The organism is Nocardia beijingensis NBRC 16342 (assembly GCF_001612785.1).
In the GTDB taxonomy this organism is placed as follows: domain Bacteria; phylum Actinomycetota; class Actinomycetes; order Mycobacteriales; family Mycobacteriaceae; genus Nocardia; species Nocardia beijingensis.
Window position 1 is genome coordinate 185321 of sequence record NZ_BDBC01000003.1, and the last position, 20491, is coordinate 205811.

Sequence of the window (20491 nt, forward strand, 5' to 3'; positions counted from 1 at the left end):
CTACTCCGCGGTCACGATCGTGATCTCCTCGCCCGCCGCGTCGGTCGCTTCGCCCGGACCCGCGAACCAGTGGGTGACCTCGCCCTCGGTGAGGTCGGTTTCCAGGTCGCCGGTCGGCAGGACGGACAGGGCTCCGGCGGTGGCGGAGGTCAGGAACTCCATGATCGCGGGGCGGCCGGACAGTGCCGTGGTGTACGTGGTCGACTCGTAGTCGATCTCGTGCTCCTCGCGCACGCGTTCGGCCTCGTCCAGCGCCTCGGACTGGGTGATCGCGACGACCCCGTTCGCCGTGGTGACGACGAACGCGGGATGTTCCTCGCCGAGCGGGCGGACCCGGTCGGCGTAGGACACCGGGTGCGCCGCCGCCGCGTCGATGTCCGCCCGCACCTGGGCGTCGTCGAGCGCGAGCCAGCGAACGTCGCTGTCGGCCACCGGCTCCGAGCCGATGCCGAATCCGGCGCCCGCCGCGGTCAGCTCCTCGGCGGTGAGATCGCCCGCGAACAGGCATGCCGCACCGGCCTTCTGCACCGCCCAGGCCGCGACCACCGCGTCCACCGAACGCGGCAGCGTCACCGCCACCACGTCGCCGGGTCCCGCACCCTGGTCGATGAGCACACGGGCCAGCTGCGAGGAACGCCGATCCAGCGTATGGAAGGCGACCTCGTCCTCGCCGGCCAGCAGCGCGGGCGCTTCCGGATCCTCCTCGACGACTTCGCCGAGCACCTTGGCCACCGTGCGCGCGCCGACCCGGCCCACCGGCTCCGGCGTGGCAGCCGCGGCCGTGACGCCGGACTCGGCCAGCAGCCGGGCGCGTTCGCCTTCGTCGAGGATGTCGATATCCCCGACCAAGGCGTCCGGATCGCCGAGCAGCGCGTCGAGCACCCGGACCAGCCGCTCGGCGAGGGTCTCGACCTCTTCGGCGGTGAACCGGCTGCCCAGGTACTTCAGGGTCAGCTCGATGGTGGCCTCGGACATCACCAGCAGCGTCATCGGGTAGTGCGTGGCGTCGTTGACGCCGACACCGGTCACCGACATGCCGTCGATCGAGCTGGCGGCCGAGATCGCCTCCTTGTCCATCGGATACGACTCGAACACCAGCAGCGTGTCGAACAGCGCCCCGGTGCCCGCCACCCGCTGGATGTCGGTGAGCCCCACGTAGTGGTGCTCGAGCAGGCCCGCCTGGTCGCCCTGCAACCGCGCCAGCAGTTCGCCGATGCTCTGGCGGTCATCGATGCGCAGCCGCACCGGCAGCGTGTTGATGAACAGACCCACCATCGACTCGACGCCGGGCAGCTCGGCCGGGCGGCCGGACACCGTCGCGCCGAACACCACGTCGCCGCGGCCGGTGAGCCGTCCGAGCAGGATGCCCCACGCGGCCTGCACCAGCGTGTTCACCGTGACGCCGAGTTCGGCGGCGTGCTTGGTGATCCGGCGCGTGCGGTCGGCGTCGAGTTCGGTGACGACCTTGCCGATCTCGTAGGTCTCCGCTCCGCGCGGCTGCGGCGCGAGCTGGGTGGGTTCGTTGACCCCTTCCAGCGCCGCCGCCCAGGCGCGCAGCGACGCGTCCCGGTCCCGCGCGGCCAGCCAGCCGAGGAAGTTGCGGTAGGAGGTCACCCGCGGCAGCGCGGTCAGGTCGCCGCGCACCGCGTACAGCACCAGCAGATCCCGCATGAGCAGCGGCATCGACCAGCCGTCCAGCAGGATGTGGTGGGTGGTGATGGCCAGGTGCCATTGCGCGGAATCGCTGCGGAACAGCGTGAACCGCATCAGCGGCGGGGTGGCCATGTCGAAGTGCGTCGCCTGATCGGCCGCGACCTGCCTGCGCAGCTCCTCGGTCCGCTCGTCGGCGGGCAGCTCGGTGAGATCCACCTCGCGCCACGGCGCTTCGACCCGGTCCAGCACCACCTGCACGGCCTGTCCGTCGGCGTCGGTGACGAACGCGGTGCGCAGGTTCGGGTACCGGTCGATGATGCCCTGGGCCGCCGCCCGCAGCCGCGCCACGTCCAGCGTGCCGCCCAGGTCCACCACGGCCTGCATGGTGTACACGTCCACGGTGGACTGGGTCATCATCGCGTGGAACAGCAGACCCGACTGCAACGGCGACAGCGGCCACACTTCCGACAGCGCCGGGTAGGCCCGTTCCCACTGCTCGATGTCCTGCTGCCCCACCCGCACCAGCGGCATGTCCGACGGCGTGAAGCCGCCCGCGTCCGGCCGCCGCGCGTGCGTGGCCAGCGCGGTGAGCGCGGCGACGAACAGGTCGGCGAACTCCTGGACCCGTTCCCGGGTCAGCAGACCGGTCGGGAAGGCGAACGACGCGCCCAGTCGCGGACCCTCGTCGGAGTCGGTGACGATCGCGTTGATGTCGATCGTCGCGTTGGCGGGCATGTCGAGGTCCATGTCGACATCCAGCTGACCCAGGTCGGCCACCGGCACCCAGCCGATCTCGGCGAGCTGCTCGGGGATCTCCCCGGCCGACATCCGGCCGAGGTAATTGAAGCTGATCTGCCCGGACGAGCCGAGGGTCGGCGCGGTCTCCGGATTCAGCTGCCGCAGCAGGCCATAGCCCAGACCCTTGTCGGGCACCGCGAGCAACTGCTCCTTGATCGACTTCACGATCTCGCCCAGCGCGGCGCCACCGGCGAACGCGTCGGCGAGGTCGGCGCCGGCCAGATCCAGCCGGACCGGGTAGGCCGAGGTGAACCAGCCGACCGTGCGCGACAGGTCAGCGCCCGGCACGACGTCCTCTTCCCGGCCGTGGCCTTCCAGCTTGATCAAGGCGGCATCCGGGCCGTCGCCGCGCCAGCGCGCGACCGTCATGGCCAGCGCCGTGAGCAGGCCGTCGTTCACACCGCCCCGGTACAGGCCGGGGATCGCGGTGAGCACCGCGTCGGTGACCTCGGCGGGCACGGTGACCTCCACCCGCTCGACGGTGGCGAACGTGTCCACCGCCGGATCGAACGGACGCGCGCCGAGCAGCGGATCCGGCGTGGCCGTGACCTGCTGCCAGAACGGCACTTCCGCGACCCGGTCCGGCGCGCTCGCCGCCTCGACCAGGCTGTGCGCCCAGCGCCGCATGGAGGTGCCGTTGGCGGGCAGCGTCACCGGCTGACCGGCGACCAGCTGCGACCAGGCCACCGCCAGATCCGGGATCAGGATGCGCCAGGACACGCCGTCGACCACGAAGTGGTGCGCGACGATCAGCAGCACGTCCCGCCGCTCGCCCTCGAAGGCGAACCAGACGAACTGCGCCATCGACGCCTCGGCCGGATCGAGCCTGCCCAGCGCGCCGTCGAGCGCTTCGGTGGCGACCTGCGCCAGCTCCGCTTCGTCGGTGTCGGCGGCCAGGTCGACCCGGCGAACCAGGGCGTCGACGTCGACCGCGCCGTGCGGCAGCGCCTCGAAGGTCCAGTCGGTGCCGGTGCGGCGCAGACGCGACCGCAGCACGTCGTGGTGGTCGAACACGGCCGCGATGGTGGCGACCAGAGTCTCCCGGTCGATGCCTTCGGGCAGCCGCAGCGCCATGGTCTGCGAGAACCGCTGGTAGGTCGAGCCGCTCGCGAGGATCTGCCGCATGATCGGCGTCAGCGGGATCTCGCCGACACCGCCGCCGGGCAGCTCCTCCAGCCGCGCCTGCTCCGTGCCCGCGCCCAGCGCGGCGACCTCGGCCAGCGAGGCCACACTGCGCCGCTCGAACACGTCGCGCGGGGTGAACAGCACGCCACGCGCCTTGGCCCGCGAGACCAGCTGGATCGACAGGATGGAGTCGCCGCCGAGCGCGAAGAACGAGTCGTCCAAACCGATCTGGTCCACGCCGAGCACCTCGGCGAACACCTCGGCGATGACGGCCTCGACCTCGCTGGCCGGCGCGCGGAACTCGCGCGGGGCCAGCTCGGGCTCGGGCAGCGCCTTGCGGTCCAGCTTGCCGACCGGGGTCAGCGGGATCTCGTCGATCACCACGATCGCCGTCGGCACCATGTGCGGCGGCAGGGTGCGCGAGGCGTACTCCGACAGCCGTGCGGTGTCGATCTCCCGGCCCGGCGCGGCCAGCACGTAGGACACCAGGATCGTCGCGCCCGCGTCGGTCTTACGGCCGATGGTGATCGCGTACTCGACATCCTCGTGGCTCGCCAGCACGGTGTCGATCTCGCCGAGCTCGATGCGGAAGCCGCGGATCTTCACCTGGAAGTCCGAGCGGCCCACGTAGTCGAGCTGCCACGGCACCGAAGGCAATGCGGCGTTGCCTGCGCGCTCGCCCGGTTCGGCGAACCAGCGCACCACGTCACCGGTGCGGTACATCCGCGCGCCCTCGTCGCTCCACGGGTTGGCGACGAACCGCTCCGCGGTGAGGTCGGGGCGGTTGTGGTAGCCGCGCGCCAGCGCGCCACCGGCCAGGTACAGCTCGCCGGCGACGCCCGGCGGCACCGGGTTGAGGCGGTTGTCCAGCACCAGCGCGGACATGCCGCGCACCGGACGGCCGATGGTGATGTGCCTGCCCGGGGTGAGCTGGGCGTAGGACGAGATGATCGTGGTCTCGGTCGGGCCGTAGGCGTTGAAGTACTTGCGGCCCGGCCACCACTTGGCCAGCAGCTCCGGCGTGGTGACGTCACCGCCGACCGACGCCACTTCGAGCGCCTCCATGCCTTCCGGATCGACCGTGCCCAGCACCGCGGGGGTGATGATGGTGTGGCTGACCCGCTCGGTGCGCAGCAGCTCCGCCAGGTCCGGTCCGCCGATGATGGTCGACGGCACGACCACCAGCGTCGCGCCGGTGTAGGCGGCGCACAGCCACTCCAGCACCGACGGGTCGAAGCTCGGCGAGCAGATGTGCAGGAACCGGTGGTGCGATTCCAGCTGGTACAGATCCGCCGCGACGCCGACCAGGCCGCCCATACCCGCGTGGGTCACGGTGACGCCCTTGGGCATACCGGTCGAGCCAGAGGTGTAGATCACGTACGCCGGGTGGCGCATCGCCAGTGCGGCGTTGCGGTCGGCGTCGGTGACCTGCTCGCCGGACTGGCTCTCGATCAGCTCGCCGAGCGCCGGGTCGTCGATGCGCAGCCACTCCACGTCGCGCGGCAACCGGTCGACGTACTCACTGGCGGTGATGCCGATGACGGCGCCGGAGTCGTTGACCATGTGCCGCATGCGGTCTTCGGGGTAGGTCGGGTCGACCGGCACGTGCGCGCCGCCCGCCTTCGCCACCGCCCAGAACGCGGCGACCATCTCGTAGGAGCGCGGGAACGACAGCGCCACGATGCGCTCCGGTCCCACACCGCGCGAGATGAGCACGCGCGCCAGGCGCGAGGAGTACTCGTCCAGTTCGCGGTAGGTGATCGAGCGGCCCTGGTAGCGCACCGCGATCTGGTCCGGGTCCAGCCGCGCGCCCTGCTGCAACAGGTCCGGCAGCAGGCCGGTGGCCATGACGTCCTCACCCGCCACGTGCGTGAGCAGGTGGTGCTCGGCCGCGTCCAGCAACGGCAGGTCGCCGATCGGGGTCTCGCGGTCGGTGGCGATCGCGGTGAGCAGCCTGGTGAACCGCTCGGCGAACACCCGCACCGTCTCGTCGTCGAACAGGTCGCGCGCGAAGGAGAACTCCGCGTACATGCCCGCGTCGTCGGGGTTCTCCCCGGCTTCGCGGATGGTCAGCGACAGGTCGAACTTGGCGGTGTCGACGTCGAAGTCGACCGCGCCCACGTGCAGCCCCGGCAGTTCGAAACTGCTCTCGGGCAGGTTCTCGAACGACAGCGCCACCTGGAACAGCGGGTGCCGCGCGGTGGAGCGCTCCGGGTTGAGCAGTTCCACCAGCCGCTCGAACGGCAGGTCCGCGTGCGCGAACGCCTGCAGGTCGGCGTCCTTGGTGCGGGCCAGGAACTGGTCGAAGGTCAGGTCGCCCTCGACGTGCGAGCGCAGCACAAGGGTGTTGACGAACATGCCGATCACGTCATCGAGTTCGGCCTCGCCGCGGCCCGCGATGGGGGTGCCGACGGCGATGTCGTCGGTGCCGGACATGCGCGCCAGGAACAGCGCCAGCGCGGCGTGCACGACCATGAACAGCGTCGCGTTCTGCTGCCTGGCGATCTCGGTGAGCTTGCCGTGCAGCTCGCCGGAGATCGGGAACACCACGCGCCCACCGGCGAACGACTGCGTCGTGGGACGCGGCCGGTCGGCGGGCAGGTTCAGCTCGTCGGGCAGCCCGGCCAGCGCGGTGCGCCAGTACTCGGCCTGCTGGGAGATCAGGCTCTCCGGGTCGTCCTCGGAGCCGAGCACGTCGCGCTGCCACAGGCTGAAGTCGGCGTACTGCACCGGCAGCGGCGCCCAGCCCGGTTCCACACCGGCCGAACGGGCCGCGTAGGCCAGCATCACGTCGCGGGTCAGCGGGCCCATCGACCAGCCGTCGGCGCTGATGTGGTGCGCGACGAACACGAGCACGTATTCGGTCGGAGCGACGCGGAACAGCTTGGCCCGCAACGGAACCTCGGTGGTCACATCGAATCCGGCGGAGATCACCTCGATGATCCGGTGCCGGATGTCCTCGGGCGCGACCGCTTCCGGCCGCAGGTCCGGCATGGCCCGCTCGACGGGCACGATGACCTGGTGCGCCGCGCCGTCCTGTTCGGGGTAGACGGTGCGCAGGGTCTCGTGCCTGGCGATGACGTCGCCGACCGCCGCTTGCAGCGCTGCGACATCCAGCTCGCCGGTGAGCCGCACGGCCACCGGGATGTTGTTCACCGCCGAGGCGGTGTCGAACTGGTTGAGGAACCACATGCGCTGCTGCGCCAGCAACAGCGGAATGCGCTCCGGACGCGGACCGGCGACCAGTTCGCGGCGGCCACCGGCGCCCGCGTGCTGCTCGACCTTCGCGGCCAGTCCGGCGACGGTGGAGGCTTCGAACAGCACACGCACCGGCACACGAGCATCCAGCGCAGCGCCGATACGCGCCGCGACCTGCGTCGCCAACAGCGAATTACCACCGAGGGCGAAGAAATCGTCGTCCGCGCCGACACGCTCGACACCGAGTACCTCGGCGAACACGTTCGCCACGATCTCCTCGATCGGCGTCGACGGCGCACGGAACGCCTGAACCTCGAACTCAGGCTCCGGCAACGCCTTACGATCCAGCTTGCCGTTGACGTTCAACGGCAACGCATCCAGGACCACGAACGCCGACGGCACCATGTACGACGGCAACCCAGCGGTGAGCTCCGACTTCACCCGCGCCACATCAATACCGGCCTCGGCATCACTGGGCACCAGGTAGGCCACCAAACGGTCACCGGTCTTCGGATCGGACTTCGCGATCACCGCCGTCTGCGCAACCTGCGGCAGCGCGAGCAGCGCGGCTTCGATCTCACCCAACTCGATACGGAAACCACGGATCTTCACCTGGAAATCCGTACGACCCCGGTATTCCAGTTCACCGGTGCTGTTCCACGCGACCAAATCACCCGTGCGGTACATCCGCTCACCCGGCAGGAACGGATTCGCCACGAACCGATCCGCGGTCAGATCCGCACGACCGAAGTAACCCCGCGCCAACTGTGCACCGGCGAGGTACAGCTCACCGGAGACGCCGTCCGGCACCGGCCGCAGCCGGGAGTCGAGGACATACACCTGGCTGTTCCATTCCGGCGCACCGATCGACACGGAGGTCTCGTCGGCGAGGGTGACCCGGTGGCTGGTGATCGACACCGCCGCCTCGGTCGGACCGTACAGGTTGAACAGCTCGGTGCGCGGGTGTTCCCGCAGGAACCGCTGGGCGACCGAACCCGGCAGGGCTTCACCGATGGCCAGCACCCGCCACAGCGAGTTCGGCATACCGGCGGTCAACAGCGCGTCCAGCATCGACGGAACGACGTGCAGCGTGGTGACCCACTCGCGGGCCATCAACTCGTTGAGGTACGCCGGATCCCGGTGACCGTCGGGCGAAGCGATGACCAGGCGACCACCGCAGACAGCGGCCGACCAGAACTCCCACACCGACAAGTCGAACGTCGCCGCCGTCTTCAGCAGAATAGCGTCGGCAGCGTCGAGACCGAATTCGACGTTCTTCCACTGCAACTGGTTCGCGATAGCGCCATGCGGCACCGCCACACCCTTCGGGCGACCCGTCGAACCCGAAGTGAAGATCACATATGCCGTGTTCTCCGGACGCAACGGTCCCACCCGATCGATATCCGTGATCGGCGTGGCAACCACACCCGACAAGTCGAGCTCATCGATCCGCACCACCGGCGCGACATCCGTTTCGAACTCCGCCTCGGCGTTGCTCAACACACAGACCGGTGCCGCCGTCTCGAGAATGTAGCTCGTCCGCTCAGCCGCCTGATCCGGATCCACCGGCACATACGCACCACCGGACTTCGCCACCGCATACATCGCCACGATCAAATCCACCGACCGACGCAACGCGAGCGCCACCCGCGACTCCGGACCGACACCCAACGAAATCAGATGCCGCGCAAGACGATTCACCCGCACATCGAGTGCGGCGTAGGTGATCGACTCGCCGTCCTCGGTGACGAGCGCGACTTCCCTCGGCCCGGCCGCCACGGACGCGTCCAGCAGCGACACCAGCGTGGCGGAGGTGTCCACCGGCTGGTCGGTCGCGTTGCGCGCGGTGAGCAGCTGGGTCCGCTCGGCGGCGTCGAGCAGCTCGAGGTCCCCGACCGGGGTGCGCGGCGCGGCGACGATCTCGCCGAGCAGACGCGCGAACCGGTCCACGAAGCCCTGCACCGTCGCGCGGTCGAACATGTCGGTCGCGTAGGTGAAGAAGCCGGTGATGCCCTCGGGCGTGCCTGCCTCGTCGTAGCGGTCGGTCGCGATCAGGTGCAGGTCGAACTGGGACAGCTCGGTGTCGATGTCCAGGCCGGACACGCTCAGGCCGGGCAGTTCCAGCGCCGACTGCGCCAGGTTCTGGAACGACAGACCCACCTGGAACAGCGGGTGCCGCGCGGTCGAACGCACCGGGTTGAGCACCTCGACCAGGCGCTCGAACGGCACGTCGGCGTTGGCGAACGCCTGGATGTCGATCTCGCGCTGACGGCCGAGCAGATCGGTGAACGCCTCGCCGGCGTCCACCCGGGTGCGGAACACCAGGGTGTTGACGAACATGCCGATCAGATCGTCCAGCGCGGCCTCGCCACGACCCGCCATCGGCGTGCCGATCGCGATGTCGTCGGTGCCGGACAACCGGGCCAGCAGGACCGCCAGCGCGGTGTGCACGACCATGAACAGCGTCGCGCCCTCGGCACGCGCCAGTTCGATCAGCGCCTGATGGGTCTGCGCGTCCACCCGCAGCTCGACCTTGCCGCCCGCGAACGACTGCACCGCGGGGCGCGGCCGGTCCGAAGGCAGGTCCAGCTGATCGGGCAGCTCGGCCAGCGCCTGCTTCCAGTAGGCGACCTGCTTGGCGGCCAGCGACTCCGGATCGTTCTCGTCGCCGAGCAGTTCGCGCTGCCAGATGCTGTAGTCCGCGTACTGGACCTCCAGCGGCGCCCAGTTCGGCGCCTCGCCCGCCGACCTGGCGGCGTAGGCGATCATCAGGTCCCTGGTCAGCGGGCCGACCGAGGAGCCGTCACCGGAGATGTGGTGCACGACCATGGCCAGCACGTAATCCACCGACCCGTCCGCCGGAGTCTGCGTGCCCTCCCCGGCGACCTGGAACAGCGCGACCTTCACCGGCACCTCGGTGGTGACGTCGAAGATCGTCGAGGTCAGCGCCACCACGGCGGCCTCGATCTGCGACGGCGCGACCACCCGCACCTCCAGCCGCGGCACGGCCTGGGCGGGCGGCAGGATGACCTGCACCGGCCCCGCCTCGGTCTGCGGGTAGACCGTCCGCAGAATCTCGTGCCTGCTCACCAGGTCCGCGATCGCGGCACGCAGCGCGGCCACGTCCAGCGCGCCGGACAAGCGCACCGCGATCGGCACGTTGTAGGCCGCCGACTGGGTGTCGAACCGGTTGAGGAACCACATGCGCTGCTGCGCCAGCGACAGCGGAATGTGCTCAGGACGCGGTCCCGCGGTCAGCGCGCGGCGGCCGCCCATGTCGGCGTGCTGCTCCACCCGCACCGCCAGCGCGGCCACGGTGGACGCCTCGAACAGCAGGCGCACCGGCACCCGCGTGTTGAGCGCCTCGCCCAGCCGGGCGGCGACCTGGGTGGCCAGCAGCGAGTTGCCGCCCCACGCGAAGAAGTCGTCGTCCAGACCCAACCGCTTGGACCCGCCGGAGCCGCCGTCGCGATCGGAGATCCGCAACACCTCGGCGAAGGTGTTCGCCACGATCTGCTCGATCGGCGTGACCGGCGCGCGGAACACCGCCTTCTCGAAGGTGGGCTCCGGCAGCGCCTTGCGGTCCAGCTTGCCGTTGGCGTTGAGCGGCAACGCCTCCAGCCCGATCAGCATCGACGGCACCATGTACGACGGCAGCTCGGCCGACAACGCCGACTGCAGCGCGCGCTTGTCGAGCGCGCCCGTGCGGGTCACCACGTAGGCGACCAGCCGGTCACCGATGTTCGGATCGGTGTGCGCGACGACGGCGGCGGCGCTCACCGCGTCCTGCCGCAGCAGCGCGGCCTCGATCTCGCCGAGTTCGATGCGGAAACCACGGATCTTCACCTGGAAGTCGGTGCGGCCGCGGTAGTCCAGCTCGCCGGTGGCGCTCCAGGCCACCAGGTCGCCGGTGCGGTACATCCGTTCGCCCGGCGCGCCGAACGGGTCGGCGACGAACCGGTCCGCGGTCAGGTCGGCGCGACCGAAGTACCCGCGCGCCAGCTGCGCGCCGGCCAGGTACAGCTCACCGGAGACGCCGACCGGAACCGGCCGCAGGCGCGAGTCCAGCACGTAGACCCGGCTGTTCCACTCCGGCGCGCCGATGGACACCGACGCCTCGTCGGCGTCGGTGACCAGGTGGCTGGTGATCGACACCGCCGCCTCGGTCGGGCCGTAGAGGTTGTGCAGTTCGGCGGCGTTGTTGCGGCGCAACCGCTGCGCGGTCGCCGCGGGCAGCGCCTCGCCGATCGCCAGCACCCGCCGCAGCGAATCCGACAGGCGGCCACCGGATTCCGTGAGCAACGCGTCCAGCATGGACGGCACCACGTGCAGCGTGGTGACGCCGGTGGCGCGCATCAGCTCGTTCAGGTACGCCGGGTCGCGATGTCCGTCGGCGGAGGCGATCACCAAGCGGCCACCGGAGACCGCGGCCGACCAGAACTCCCAGACCGAGAGATCGAAGGTCGCGGCGGTCTTCAGCAGCACCGCGTCGTCCGCGCCGAGCTCGAAGACGGAGGTCTCCCACTGCAACTGGTTGGCGATCGCCGCGTGCGGCACCGCGACGCCCTTCGGCTGGCCGGTGGAACCGGACGTGAAGATCACGTACGCGGTGTTCGCCGGGGTCAGCGCGCCCCTGCGCTCGGCCGCGGTCACCGGAGCGGTCGGGTAGTCGGTGAGGTCGAGCCCGTCGATCTGCACGACGTCGGCCGCCGCGGTGTGGAACCCGTCACGGCCGGTGGTCAGCACGCACACCGGCGCGGCGGTGCCCAGGATGTAGTCGGTGCGCTCCGCAGGCTGATCCGGATCGATCGGCACGTACGCCGCACCGGCCTTCGCGACCGCGTACATGGCGATCACGAGATCGGTGGAGCGGCGGATCGCCAGCGCGACCCGGTCCTCCGGACCGACGCCGCGGCCGATCAGGTACCGGGCCAGGCGGTTGACCCGCGCGTCCAGCCCGGCGTAGGTCAGCTCGCGCCGACCGGTGGGCTCGTCGGCGACCAGCGCCACCGCCGCCGGCGTCGCGGCCACGGTGGCATCCAGCAGGGACACCAGCGTCGCGGTCGTGTCCACCTCGTGCTCGGTGGCGTTCCACGCGGTGAGGATGCGCTCGCTCTCCTCGGCCGCGAGCAAATCGATCTCGCCCACCCGCACCGTGGCGTCGGCCAGCACCGCGTCGAGCACCCGCAGGAACCGGTCGGCGAAGCCCTGCACCGTGTCCTCGTCGAACAGGTCGGTGGCGTAGCCGAATTCGGTGATGATCTCGGCGGGCGTGCCGTCGTCGGCGTACCGGTCGTACAGCGTGACGTGCAGGTCGGTCTTGGCCAGCTGGGAGTCGAAGTTGACCGCACTCACCGTCAGGCCGGGCAGCTCGAAGGTGGTCTCGGCCAGGTTCTGGAACGACAGGCCCACCTGGAACAGCGGGTTGCGCGCGGTCGAGCGCACCGGGTTGAGCACCTCGACCAGTCGCTCGAACGGCACGTCGGCGTTGGCGAACGCCTCCAGGTCGCGTTCCTTGACGTCGCCGAGCAGATCGGCGAACGAGTCACCGGCGTTCACTTCGGTGCGGAACACCAGGGTGTTGACGAACATGCCGATCAGATCGTCGAGTTCGCGTTCACCGCGACCGGCGATCGGGGTGCCGACCGCGATGTCGTCGGTGCCGGACAACCGCGACAGCAGCACCGCCAGGGCCGCGTGCACCACCATGAACAGCGACGCGTTGTGCGAGCGCGCCAGTTCGTGCAGGCGGGCGTGCCGCTGCGGATCGATCTCGAATCGGATCGCCTTGCCCTGGAACGACTGCGCGGGCGGGCGCGGCCGGTCGGCGGGCAGTTCCAGCTGATCGGGCAAGCCGGCCAGCGCCTGCTTCCAGTACGCCACCTGCTGGGCGGCCAGCGATTCCGGATCGTCCTCCGACCCGAGCACCGCGCGCTGCCACAGCGCGTAGTCGGCGTACTGCACCGGCAGCGGCTGCCACTGCGGCGCCTCGCCCTGCACACGGGCCACGTAGGCGGCCATCACGTCGCGGGCCAGCGGGCCCATGGACGAGCCGTCGGCGGCGACGTGGTGCACGGTGAACGCGAGCACGTGCTCGTTGTCCGAGATCCGGAACAGCGCCACCGCCAACGGCACCTCCACGGTGACGTCGAAGGTGGTGAGCGCGAATCCGATGACGGCGCCGAGCAGATCGTCCTCGGTGACGTCGATCGGGGTGAGCGCCGCCGCGGACCGGTCGGCGGGCCGGATCACCTGATGCGGGCCCTCCGCCGAGCGCGGGTAGGTGGTGCGCAGCACCTCGTGGCGGGTGAACACGTCGCCGATGGCCTGCTCCAGCGCGGCCACGTCGAGCGTGCCGGACAACCGGACGGCCAGCGGGATGTTGTCCACCGCCGAAGTGGCCGTGTCGAACTGGTTGAGGAACCAGTACCGCTGCTGCGCGGGCGACAGCGGGATGCGCTCCGGGCGCTCCCCCGCCTCCAAGCGCGGCCGGGCCCGGCCGGACCCGGCGTTGCGCTCCACCCGGGCGGCCAGCGCCGTCACGGTGGACGCCTCGAACAGGTCACGCACCGCCAGCTGGGTGTCCAGCGCGGCGCCGAGCCGCGCGGTCACCTGGGTGGCCAGCAGCGAGTTGCCGCCGAGTTCGAAGAAGTCGTCGTCCAGGCCGACCCGCGCGACGCCGAGCACGTCGCCGAAGGTGCCCGCCACGATCTCCTCGATCGGGGTGGACGGCGCCCGGAACACCTTGGCCTCGAACACCGGAGCCGGCAGCGCCTTGCGGTCCAGCTTGCCGGAGGCGTTCAGCGGGAACGCGTCCAGCACGACGAACGCCGACGGCACCATGTACGCGGGCAGCTCGCCGCCGAGTTCGGAGCGCACGCTCTCGATGTCCACCGAGCGGCCCGCGGTCGCGATGACGTACGCGACCAGCTGATCGCCCAGCCGCTCATCCGAGCGCACCACCACCACGGCCTGTGCGATCGAGTCCAGCGCGGTGAGCGCCGACTCGATCTCGCCGAGCTCGATGCGCAGACCGCGCAGCTTCACCTGGAAGTCGGTGCGGCCCAGGTATTCCAGTTCGCCCTTGTCGGTCCAGGAGACGAGGTCGCCGGTGCGGTACATCCGCTCGCCAGGAGCGCCGTACGGGTTCGCCACGAACCGGTCGGAGGTCAGGTCGGGACGCGCGACGTAGCCCCGGGCCAGTTGGACGCCCGCGAGATACAGCTCACCCGCGACACCCACCGGCACCGGGTGCAGGCGCGAATCCAGCACGTACACCTGCGTGTTGAACACCGGGGCGCCGATCGGCACCGACACGGAGTCGTCCTCGGTCACCTCGTGATAGGTGACGTCGACCGCGGCCTCGGTCGGGCCGTACAGGTTGTGCAACCGCGCGCCGGTCAGCTCGACGAGCTTCTGCGCCGTCTGCGCGGGCAGCGCCTCACCGGAGGCGAAGACGTTGCGCAGGCTGGTGCATTCGTCGGCGCGTTCCTCGGCGACGAACACCGACAGCATCGACGGCACGAAGTGCGCCGTGGTGACCTGTTCACCGGTGATGATCTGCACGAGGTAGGCCGGGTCGCGATGACCGTCCGGCTTCGCGACCACCAGGCGCGCGCCGACCTGCAACGGCCAGAAGAACTCCCACACCGACACGTCGAACGTGGCCGGGGTCTTCTGCAACACCACGTCGGTGTCGTCGAGGCCGTACTCGTCCTGCATCCACACCAGGCGGTTGACGATCGACGCGTGCGAGACCGCCACACCCTTCGGGCGGCCGGTCGAACCGGAGGTGAAGATCACGTAGGCGGTGTTCGACGGGCGCAGCGGCGCACGGCGATCCGCGTCGGTGACCGGCTCGTCGGAGTACCCGGCCAGCGAGACCACATCGATCTCGACGGCCTTGGTCGCGCCCGCGTCGAACCCGTCGCGCGAGGTGGTGAGCACGCACACCGGCTGCGCGGTGTCGAGCACGTAGCGGGTGCGGTCAGCCGGGTGATCCGGATCCAGCGGCACGTACGCGCCACCGGCGACGCTCACCGCGTACATGCCGACCACCAGGTCGATCGAGCGGCGCATGCCGAGCGCGACCATCGAGTCCGGGCCGACGCCCAGCGAGATCAGGTGCCGGGCCAGGCGGTTCACCCTAGAGGCGAACTCGGCATACGTCAGCGTCACGTAGTGACTCGATGAGGGGTGGTGGTCGGGCGACGGGTGGGCCAGACTCGTCCCCTCGAACGTCACCGCGGGCGCGTCCGGAGTCCGCGCCAGCTGCGCGGCGAACATCGACACCAGGGTGGCGTCCGGGTCCACCGGGTGCGCGGTGTCGTTCCACCGCTCGAGCACCTCGGTGCGTTCGACGCTGTCGAGCAGCTCGACATCGCCGACGGCCACCGACGGGTCGGCGGCGATCGCGGTCAGCAGCCGCACCAGCCGCGACGCGACGCCCGCGATGGTGTCGGGGTCGAACATGTCGGTGGCGTAGGCGAATTCGGCGGTCATGCCGTCGGCCGAGCCCGAAGCGTCGAACCGGTCGGCGAGGTTGAGGTGCAGGTCGAACTTGGCGGTCACCACGTCCAGCGGCACCCCGGCCACTTCCAGGCCGGGCAGCTCGAAGGTGGCCTCGCCGGTGTTCTGGAACGACAGCATCACCTGGAACAGCGGATGCCGCGCCTGCGAACGCGCCGGGTTCAGGATCTCCACCAGCCGCTCGAACGGCAGGTCCGCGTGCGCGAACGCCGCGAGGTCGGTGTCCTTGGTGCGCGCAAGCAATTCGGTGAAGGCGAGCGCGGGATCGACCGCGCTGCGCAGCACCAGAGTGTTGACGAACATGCCGATGGCGTCGTCGAGCACCGCCTCACCGCGACCGGCGACCGCAGTGCCGATGGCGATGTCGTCGCTGCCGGACAACCGGGCCAGCAGCGCGGCGAACGCGGCGTGCACCACCATGAACAGGCTGGCGCCGTTGGCGCGGGCCAGCGCGTTCAGCTCGCGCAACAGTTGCGCGTCGAGCGAGAACTCGTACACGCCGCCGCGGTTGGACGCCACCGCCGGGCGGGAGCGGTCCGACGGCAGGTCCAGCTGGTCGGGCAGCCCGGCCAGGGTGTCGGACCAGAACGCGACCTGCTGGGCGATCAACGACGCGGGGTCGCCCTCGGAGCCGAGCGTCTCGCGCTGCCATAGCGCGTAGTCGGCGTACTGCACCGGCAGCGGAGCCCATGCGGGGGCCTCGCCGCGCGAACGTGCCGAGTAGGCCACCATCACGTCGCGCGCCAGCGGGCGCACCGACCAGCCGTCGCCGGAGATGTGGTGCACCACGAACACCAGCACGTGGGTGTCGGGCTGGGAGCCGTCCATCGAGCCCGCGATGCGGAACAGCGCGGCGCGCACCGGGACCTCGGCGGTGACGTCGAAGCCGGTCAGCACCAGTTCGCTGATCCGATCGGAGATCTCGGCCTCGGACACCTCGATCGGGGTGAGATCGAGGGCGCTGTGCCCGGCGGGCAGCACGACCTGCACGCCTTGGCCGTCGGCGGTCTCCGGGTAGACGGTGCGCAGCACCTCGTGCCGGTCGACCACGTCGGCGACGGCCTGGCGCAGCGCCTCGGTGTCCAGGGTGCCGGTGAGCCGGACCGCGAGCGGGATGTTGTTCACCGCGGTCTGGTTGTCGAACCGGTTCAGGAACCACATCCGCTGCTGCGCCAGCGACAGCGGGATCTTCGGCGGGCGCGGTCCGGCGACCAGCTCGCGGCGGCGGCCGGTGCCCTGGTGCGCCTCCACCCGCGCGGCCAGCGCGGCCACGGTTGGCGCCTCGAACAGCGCGCGGACCGGGATCCTGGTGTCCAGCGCGGCGCCGAGGCGGGCCACCACCTGGGTGGCGATCAGCGAGTTGCCGCCCAGATCGAAGAAGTCGTCGTCCAGGCCGACGGCGCGGTCGGCCGTCGCCAGGCCGAGCACCTCGGCGAAGACGTCGGCGACGATCTCCTCCACCGGAGTCGAGGGCGCGCGGAACTCCCGCGCCTCGAAGACCGGTTCGGGCAGCGCGCGCCGATCCAGCTTGCCGTTCGGGTTCAGCGGCATGGCGTCGAGCACCACGATCGCGGCGGGCACCATGTACGACGGCAGCTGCCTCGCCAGGTGCGCGCGCAACGCCTCGACGTCCACCGTCGCGCCGTTCGCGGGCACCACGTAACCCACCAGCTGGTCGCCGGTGCGCGCGTCGGAGCGCACCAGCGCGACCGACTGGCCGACCGATTCGTGCGCCGTCAGCGCGGTCTCGATCTCGCCGAGCTCGATGCGCAGACCACGCAACTTCACCTGGAAGTCGGTGCGGCCCAGGTACTCGATGGCGCCGGTGCCGTCCCGGCGCACCAAGTCGCCGGTGCGGTACATCCGCGCGCCCGGCGCGCCGTACGGGTTGGCCACGAAGCGGTCGGCGGTCAGGTCGGCGCGGCCGAAGTATCCGCGCGCCAGCTGGTCACCCGCGAGGTACAGCTCGCCCGCGACGTTCGCCGGCACCGGGTGCAGACGCGAATCCAGCACGTACGCTTGCGCGTTCCACACCGGCAAGCCGATCGGGACGGCGCCGTCCACCTGCTCGGCGACCGGACCGTGCGTGGCGTGCACGGTGAACTCGGTGGGGCCGTAGAGGTTGTACAGCGCGGCGTCGCTCACCCGCCGGATGGCCACGACCGTGTCGGCCGTGAACGCCTCACCGGCGACGAACAGCGTGCGCAGCGAGGCGAGCGCGTCGGCGTCGGCCGGGTCGATGGCGCCGGCGAAGACGGTCAGCATCGACGGCACGAACGAGGTCATGGTGACCCGCTCGGCCGCGATCACCTCGGCCAGGTACTGCGGGTCGCGGTGCCCGTCCGGGCTCGCGACCACGATCCGGCCGCCGGTGCTCAGCGGGCCGAACAGCTCCCACACCGACACGTCGAAGGTGGCGGGGGTCTTGAACAGCACCACGTCATCCGAGCCGATGCCGTATTCGCCGGTGATCCAGCGGATCTGGTTGACGACCGCCGAGTGCGGCACGGCGACGCCCTTGGGGCGGCCGGTGGAGCCGGAGGTGAAGATCACGTAGGCCGGGTGCTGCGGGCGCAGCGGCGCGACGCGCTCGGCGTCGGTGACCGGAGCGTCCGCGTAGCCGGAGAGGTCAAGCTCATCGATGCGCAGCGTCGGGCGGCCCGCGCCGTCGAACGCGTCGCGCGCGGTGGTCAGCACGCAGACCGGGTCGGCCGAGTCGAGCACGTAGTGCACCCGGTCGGCGGGCTGGTCCAGATCCAGCGGCACATAGCCGCCGCCCGCCGCGTGCACCGCGTAGGCGGCCACGACCAGGTCCACCGAGCGGCGCAGGCCGAGGGCGACCAGCGTCTCCGGGCCGACGCCCGCCTCGATGAGGCGGCGCGCGAGCTGCCGCACGCGGGCGGCGAATTCGGCGTAGGTCAGCCGCGTCCCGGTGGCGGGGTCGATCACCGCGACCGCGTCCGGCGTGGCCGCGGCCTGTGCGGCGAACTCATCGACCAGCGTGCTCGCCGGGCCGAGGTCGCGCGCGGTGTCGTTCCAGCCGCGCAGCGCCTGTTCGGTCTCCGGCTCGTCGAGCAGGGCGATATCGCCGATCGGCCGGTCCGGCGCGGCGGCGACGGCCTTCAGCAGCCGGCCGAAGCGCCGCCCGAACTCGGCCATGGTGGCCGGGTCGAACAGGTCGGTGGCGTAGATCAGCTCGGCCGCGATGCCCGCGGGAGCCGAGGCGGCGCCGGTTTCGGCGTCGCGTTCGGACAGCACCAGTTGCAGGTCGAACTTGGCGACGTCGATGGGCAGCTCGACACCGCTCACCGTCAGGCCGGGCAGCTCCAGGCTGTTCTGGCCGGTGTTCTGGAACGACAGCATCACCTGGAACAGCGGATGCCGCGCCTGCGAACGCGCCGGGTTCAGGATCTCCACCAGCCGTTCGAACGGCAGGTCGGCGTGCCCGAAGGCGGCGATGTCGGTGGCGCGCACGGCGCGCAGCAGCTCGGTGAACGTCGCGCCGGACTCGATCGGGGTCCGCAGCACCAAAGTGTTGACGAACATGCCGATCAGATCGTCGAGCGCGCGCTCACCGCGCCCGGCGACCGGCGTGCCGATCGCGATGTCGTCCTCACCGGACAGCCGCGACAGCAGCACGGCCAGCGCGGTGTGCGCGACCATGAACAGCGTCGCACCTCTGGTGCGGGCGAGTTCGGTGAGCTGGGCGTGGGTCTCGGCGTCGATCTCGAAGACGTGCGTGGCGCCGCGGCCGGAGGCCACCGCAGGACGCGGCCGGTCCGACGGCAGGTCCAGTTGCTCGGGCACCCCGCGCAGCGTGTCCGACCAGAACGCGATCTGCTCGGAGATCACCGAAGCCGGATCGTCCTCGGCGCCGAGCACCTGGCGCTGCCACAGCGCGAAGTCGGCGTACTGGACCTCCAGCGGACGCCAGGCGGGTTCGCCGCCGTCGACGCGGGCGCCGTAGGCGGTCATCACGTCGCGGGTCAGCGGGCCCATGGAGAAGCCGTCGGCCGAGATGTGGTGCACCACCAGGGCGAGCACGTGCTCGGTGGGGCTGATCTCGTACAGCCGGGCGCGGAAGGGCACCTCGGCGGTGACGTCGAAGGCCGTGCCGATCAGCCGCGCGAGCTGCTCGGGCAGTTCGGCTTCGGTGACGTCGATCGGCGTCAGGTCCGGGATGACCTTGGCCGTGGGCACGATCTGCTGATGCGCGGCGCCGTCCACCTCGGGGTAGAAGGTGCGCAGCGACTCGTGCCGGGCCAGCACGTCGGCGACGGCGATCTGTAGCGCCTGCCGGTCCAGCAGGCCCGACAGCCGCACCGCGGCCGGGATGTTGTCCACCGCCGACTCTGGGTCGAAGCGGTTGAGGAACCACATGCGCTGCTGGGCCAGCGACAGCGGCACCAGCTCCGGCCGGGGCTGCGGCGCCAGCGGCGCACGACCGCCCGCGCCCGCCTTGGTCTCCGCGCGCGCCGCCAGCGCGACCACGGTGGACGCCTCGAACAGCTCGCGCACGCCGAGATCGGTGTCCAGCGCGGCGGACAACCGGGCGGCGACCTGGGTGGCCGACAGCGAGTTGCCGCCGAGGGCGAAGAAGTCGTCGTCCAGGCCGACCCGCTCGAGCCCGAGCACGTCGGCGAAGGTGGAGGCGACGATCTCCTCGACCGGCGTGGTCGGGGCGCGGAACACCGCGGCCTCGAACACCGGCGCGGGCAGCGCCTTGCGATCCAGCTTGCCGGAGGCGTTGAGCGGGAACTCGTCGAGCGTCATCACGATCGACGGCACCATGTAGGCGGGCAGCTGCCGTCCCAGGTCCTCGCGGACCAGGTCGGTGTCGAGCGCGGCGTCCGGCGCGGGGATGACGTAGGCGACGAGCTGGTCGCCCGCGTGCGGGTCGGAGCGCACCACGACGACGGCTTGCGCGATTTCGTCCAGGCCGGTCAGCGCCTGTTCGATCTCACCGAGCTCGATGCGCAGACCACGCAACTTCACCTGGAAGTCGGTGCGGCCCAAGTACTCGAGCTCACCGTGCTCGGTCCAGGCCACCAGGTCGCCGGTGCGGTACATCCGCGCGCCGGGCTCCCCGTAGGGGTTGGCGACGAAACGGTCACTGGTCAGGTCCGGGCGCGCGACATAGCCACGGGCGAGCTGGACGCCCGCGAGGTACAGCTCACCCGCGACACCG

Annotated in this window: 1 protein-coding gene (only partly in view); it reads right to left on the bottom strand. The window is 70.9% G+C overall.

Annotated features, from left to right (window positions below; genetic code table 11):
* Positions 1–20491 carry the final stretch of a non-ribosomal peptide synthetase gene (locus NB3_RS02235; RefSeq protein WP_067795598.1) on the bottom strand. 23180 nt of this gene lie beyond the right edge of the window, so the window shows 20491 of its 43671 coding nt (coding positions 23181–43671); its start codon lies off the right edge, out of view; its stop codon occupies positions 1–3.